The organism is Gaiella sp. (genome assembly GCF_039915195.1).
Classification (GTDB): domain Bacteria; phylum Actinomycetota; class Thermoleophilia; order Gaiellales; family Gaiellaceae; genus Gaiella.
This window is the reverse complement of sequence record NZ_JBDSNT010000009.1, coordinates 1-4,494: the sequence shown is the minus strand read 5'-3', so window position 1 is coordinate 4,494 and position 4,494 is coordinate 1. Positions and strand designations below refer to the sequence as shown.

The 4,494-nt window shown below is 67.5% G+C and carries 4 protein-coding genes and 1 tRNA gene; 2 read left to right on the top strand and 3 right to left on the bottom strand.

Going from position 1 to position 4,494, the window contains the following annotated elements; all coding sequences use genetic code 11:
• The 3 genes from ABIR74_RS01465 to ABIR74_RS01455 all read right to left on the bottom strand — a co-directional run.
• Positions 1–728: nucleotide sugar dehydrogenase (locus tag ABIR74_RS01465; RefSeq protein WP_348174834.1), on the bottom strand; the 728-nt coding region annotated here is incomplete at its 3' end.
• The gene (gene wecB / locus ABIR74_RS01460) at positions 718–1,773 is read right to left on the bottom strand and encodes a UDP-N-acetylglucosamine 2-epimerase (non-hydrolyzing) (protein WP_348174833.1); all 1,056 of its coding nucleotides are present in this window, start codon (positions 1,771–1,773) and stop codon (positions 718–720) included. The genes wecB and ABIR74_RS01465, both read right to left, overlap by 11 nt.
• Positions 1,770–2,744: a LysR family transcriptional regulator gene (locus ABIR74_RS01455; RefSeq protein WP_348174832.1), complete on the bottom strand. Its 975-nt coding sequence runs from the start codon at positions 2,742–2,744 to the stop codon at positions 1,770–1,772. The genes wecB and ABIR74_RS01455 overlap by 4 nt, the downstream gene beginning before the upstream one ends.
• Positions 2,745–2,790: 46 nt before the next feature.
• On the opposite strand from ABIR74_RS01455, the gene ABIR74_RS01450 reads away from it, so the two are divergent.
• Together ABIR74_RS01450 and ABIR74_RS01445 are read left to right on the top strand one after the other, a co-directional pair.
• Positions 2,791–3,954 (top strand): MFS transporter, encoded by a 1,164-nt coding sequence (locus ABIR74_RS01450; RefSeq protein WP_348174831.1) that lies wholly within the window; start codon positions 2,791–2,793, stop codon positions 3,952–3,954.
• Positions 3,955–4,022: 68 nt separating this feature from the next.
• A tRNA-Lys gene (locus ABIR74_RS01445) sits at positions 4,023–4,095 on the top strand.
• Positions 4,096–4,494: the final 399 nt, after the last annotated feature.

Below are 4,494 nucleotides of genomic sequence, written 5' to 3'. Positions count from 1 at the left end.
TCTGCCGCCTCGACGACCTCCCAGATGTCGATCCCCATGCGGTCGCACAGCTGGGCGAGCTCGTTGACGAGCGCGATGTTGACGGAGCGAAAGATGTTCTCGAGCAGCTTCGTCAGCTCGGCCGCCTCAGGCGTCGAGACGCGATGGATCGTGTCGATCGCGCTGGCGTAGAGCGCCGCGGCGGCCTCGGTCGAGGCTGCGTTGATACCGCCGACGACCTTCGGGACCGTCTTCGTCGTGTGGTCGGTGCGGCCGGGATCGATCCGTTCGGGGGAGAACGCGAGGTGGAAGTCGACGCCGGCCGTCAGGCCCGAACCTCGCTCGAGGATCGGCAGTAATTCGTCTCGTGTCGTGCCGGGGTACGTCGTCGACTCGAGGACGACGAGATGGCCCGCACGCAGGCGGGTCGCGATCTGCTCCGTCGCTGCGCGCACGATCGAGAGGTCGGGCTCCCTCTGCTTCGAGAGGGGGGTGGGGAGCGCGATCACGATCGCGTCGGCCTCTCGCAACTCGTCGTAGTCGGTCGTCGCGCGCAACCCGCGTTCGTCGACGAGCTGCTTCAACTTTGCGCTCGGAACATCCTCGATATAGCTCTCGCCGCGGTTGAGCTGAGCGACCCTGTCGGCGCTGACGTCGACGAGCAGCACCGAGCGGCCCGCATCGGCAAAGACCTGCGCGAGTGGAATGCCGACATAGCCGGCGCCGATGATTGCCACGTCACGATGCACAGCGCGCAATGGTACCCCCGAGGACGGTCGCGATCCGCTCAGAGGCGTGCCCGTCGCCGTAGAGCGTGGGCCTCACCGTGGGCATCCGGGCGGCGCCGATAGCCGCAGCGATCCGCGCGGGGTCGTCGTCGACGAGCACGTTTGCCCCGGCGTACACGGTGTCGATCCACTCGGTCGAAGGGCGCATCGTCACACAGGGAACCCCGTACCAGTAGGCCTCCTTCTGCAGGCCTCCCGAGTCGGTCGCGATCACGGCCGCCTGCGAGGCAAGCGCAGCGAAGTCGAGATACCCGAGCGCGTCGGTGATGATGATCGGCGAAGGGATCTCGATCTCGTGCGCGGCGAGGACGGAGCGCGTCCGGGGATGGGCCGCGAATACGACCGGGCGCGAGGAGCCGCCGAGGCCGGCGACGATCCTCGCCAACCGCTCGGGCTGCACGTTCGCCTCGCGATGAACGGTCGCGAGCACGTAAGCACCCGGCTCGAGATCGAGGGCGTCGAGGATCCCGGAGCGCTCGCGGGCAAGCGGCGCGAACTGGACGACCGCGTCCGCCATCACATCGCCCACGACGTGGATCTCGCCCGCAACGTTCTCCTCGCGGAGTGTCGCTGCCGACCGTTCGTCGGGCGCGAAGAGAACTGCCGAAACACTGTCGACCTCGATGCGGTTTCGCTCCTCCGGCATCGTCAGATCGCCGCTCCGGAGCCCCGCCTCGATATGGGCGACCGGGGCGGTGACGGACGCTCGCGCGCCTGCGAGCGTCGAGTTCGTGTCCCCGTAGACGAGCACCATATCCGGTCGCAGCCCGGAGATCGTCGCGCGCAGCGCCTCCTCCAGGCGCCCGATCTCCGACGTCCGGAGATCGAGCGTGATCTTGGGCTCGTTCAGCTCCAGCTCCTCGAAGAAGATCTGAGACATGGTGGCATCCCAGTGCTGGCCCGTGTGGACGACGATCTCTTCGATCCCGCCTTTGCGGAGCGCTGCCGAGAGCGGCGCGGACTTGATGAACTGGGGTCGGTTGCCGACGACGGTGACGATCTTCACGTCTGCCGCCTGCGACGGGAGGAGTCGACGCTCACACCGTGAGCGTAGCCCGACTCGATCTCTGCACCGAGTTCGGTCACGATCTGGACGAACGCCCGAGCAGCTGAGGTCGGCGGACGATCCACATGCCAGGCGATCGCGATTCTGCGCGGAGGCATGTCCGCGACGGTCAGGATCACGACCTCCGAGCTCGTCTCGACCGCGAGGAGGGGCACGACGGCGTACCCGATGCCTGCTCCGACGAGACCCTGCACCGTCCCACCTTCGTCCGAACGGAAGACCACCTCGGGATCGAGACCCTGCGAACGCAGAATCGCCTCCGCCCCCTCTGTCGAGCGGCGGTACCCGATCAGAGGCAATCTGGCTATCTCGCGCGGACGAACTGCTCCGCCGTCTCGGGCGAGCTCGGAGTCGGCTGGCGCGAGCAGGACGTACGGATCCGACAGCACGGCAACCTGTTCGAACGTCGGGTCTCGATTCTCGCGGACGAAGGCAATGTCGATGTCGCCGCGCTCGAGGAGGGTCAGAAGTTCCTCGTCGTAGCCCGCCTCGAGGAGCCGAACTTCGACATCGGGCCAGCGCTCGACGTACCGCCGCATGGCGCCAGGGAGAAGGCGTACTCCGACGCTCTGGAAGGTGCCCACGCGTACCGTGCCGGCGTCGCCCGCGGCAAGGGCGTGGAGATCTGCCTCGGCGGCCCGCATCGCCGCCGATGCTCTCCTCGCATGGCGAAGGAGGCGCTCCCCCGCGTCCGTTGCGGTTACGGGCTTTCTCCCGCCCGGGCGCACGAGCAGCCGAAGACCGGCGGCGTGCTCGAGTGCCGCTATCTGCTGGCTGATCGCGGACTGCGAGTACCCGAGCGCGACTCCTGCCTGGACGAACGACCCGGTCTCGACGACGGTCTCGAGTGCGACCAGATGGCGGATCTCGACGTTCGCCAAGAGATCACGTTTCTTGATCGATCCGTCCACGGATTCGCATTTTACTTATTGATTGCGGATGACGATCGTAGACAGTGTGAAGCGATTCGACCTCGAGCTCCGCGTTCTCCTCGCACTGACCGTCGTCAACGGTGTCGCCGAGTCCTCCCTGATTACGCTCCTGCCCGAGATCCGCTCCGACCTCGGTCTCAGCTCCCTCGAGGCGGGGCTCGCGCTCGCGGCCTCGACGCTAGCCATGATCGTCGTCGCGATGCCTGTCGGCAACGTCGCGAATCGCTTCGGCACACGGGCGCTGCTCGTGACCGCGTCGATCCTGATCCCCGTCGCTCTGATCGGGCAGGCGCTCGCGTCCTCGCTCCCACTCCTTATCTCAGCACGGTTTGTGTTCGGGATCAGCTTCGGGATCATCTGGGTGATCGCCCCGGCCAGGGCGGCGGCCGGCGGGCGCGGGGCGAGCGGCACGGGCCCGCTGATCGCGGCCTCGGGTCTCGGGTGGCTCCTCGGGCCGGTCGTTGCCGGGGTCGTCACGGACGCGGTGAACTGGCGTGTCGCGCTCGTCGTGCTCGCGGCTCTGGCAGTGCCTCTGATCCCGCTCCTCCTTCGCTACGCCGAGCCCCGCCTCGACGGGCGCCGGCTCGAGAGCCTGCGCTTGCGGCAGGCGTTCGGGGTCGTGCGAGGGAATCGCATCATTGCCGGTGCCGTGCTCGTGGCCGCCCTTCTCGGCATTGTCAGCGGCGCATCCGGCCTGTTGATCCCAGCGGCGTTCGCCGACAACGGGCTCTCGTCCGGGCGGATCGGCCTCGCCTTCGGCCTCGCAGCGGGAGTGTGGATCGCAACGGCGGCGCTCGTTGGCCGGCTGCGTGCATCGGCGGTCGGTCGGCGCGGCGTCGGCATCGCCGTCGCCGTGATGGCTGGTGCCTGGCTCCTGCCCGCATTCGGTCTCTCGACTCTTTCGCTGCTCGCGTTCCTCCTCATCTCGACCGCGTGCCGTTCGTCGATCAACGCTCTCAACTACGCCGTCGGAGTCCGTGCGAGCGCGGGGGACACCGCTCCCGCCGTGGTGGGGATGCTGAACCTCGCCTGGGCCGTGATGGCACTGACGACTCCGCTCCTCGTCGGCCTCGCGGACGGCAGCGCCGGGATCCGGGCAGCCTTCGCACTCACGGGAGTCGCAGCTGCGAGCGTTGCCGTGATTCTTCTCGCGCCGTCTGTCTCCCGCTCGGCGCGCGCGGCCACCTGACCGACCCGGGTCGATGCCCCATGTGGCCTCCCGTCGGCCCGAGTCGTGGCTACACTTCCGATCCGCTCGGGCCGTTAGCTCAGTTGGTAGAGCAGGGGACTCTTAATCCCAAGGTCGAAGGTTCGAATCCTTCACGGCCCATAAGCCCGAAGCAACGAGATCGACAGCCCGCAGATGCTGGGCGCTCAATCGTTGCGAGCCGTTGCCCGGCGTTGCGGTCGAGAGGCTGACGGTCGCTGCCGCCGATCCGACCTACCCCCTCAGGGGTAGAAGGAGGACGAGCTACTACCTGTCTCGGACGCGCGCGGCGCGCCCCTGAACTGCCAGCCGCTGCTCCGAGCTTCGCCTGCGTGACGAATCGACAGAGCCCTACCGGCATCGGCAACGAACTGCCCGTACCTCGAACGGTTGCCTGCGGACCGAACCGGTTCGCTCGCCGCAGCGAACCAGAGCAACAAAGGGTTCGAACCGAACGAGTCCAGATCGTCCGGTACACAATCGAAACAGAAAAGGGGTCAGCGCATGACAAGCTTGCTCGAA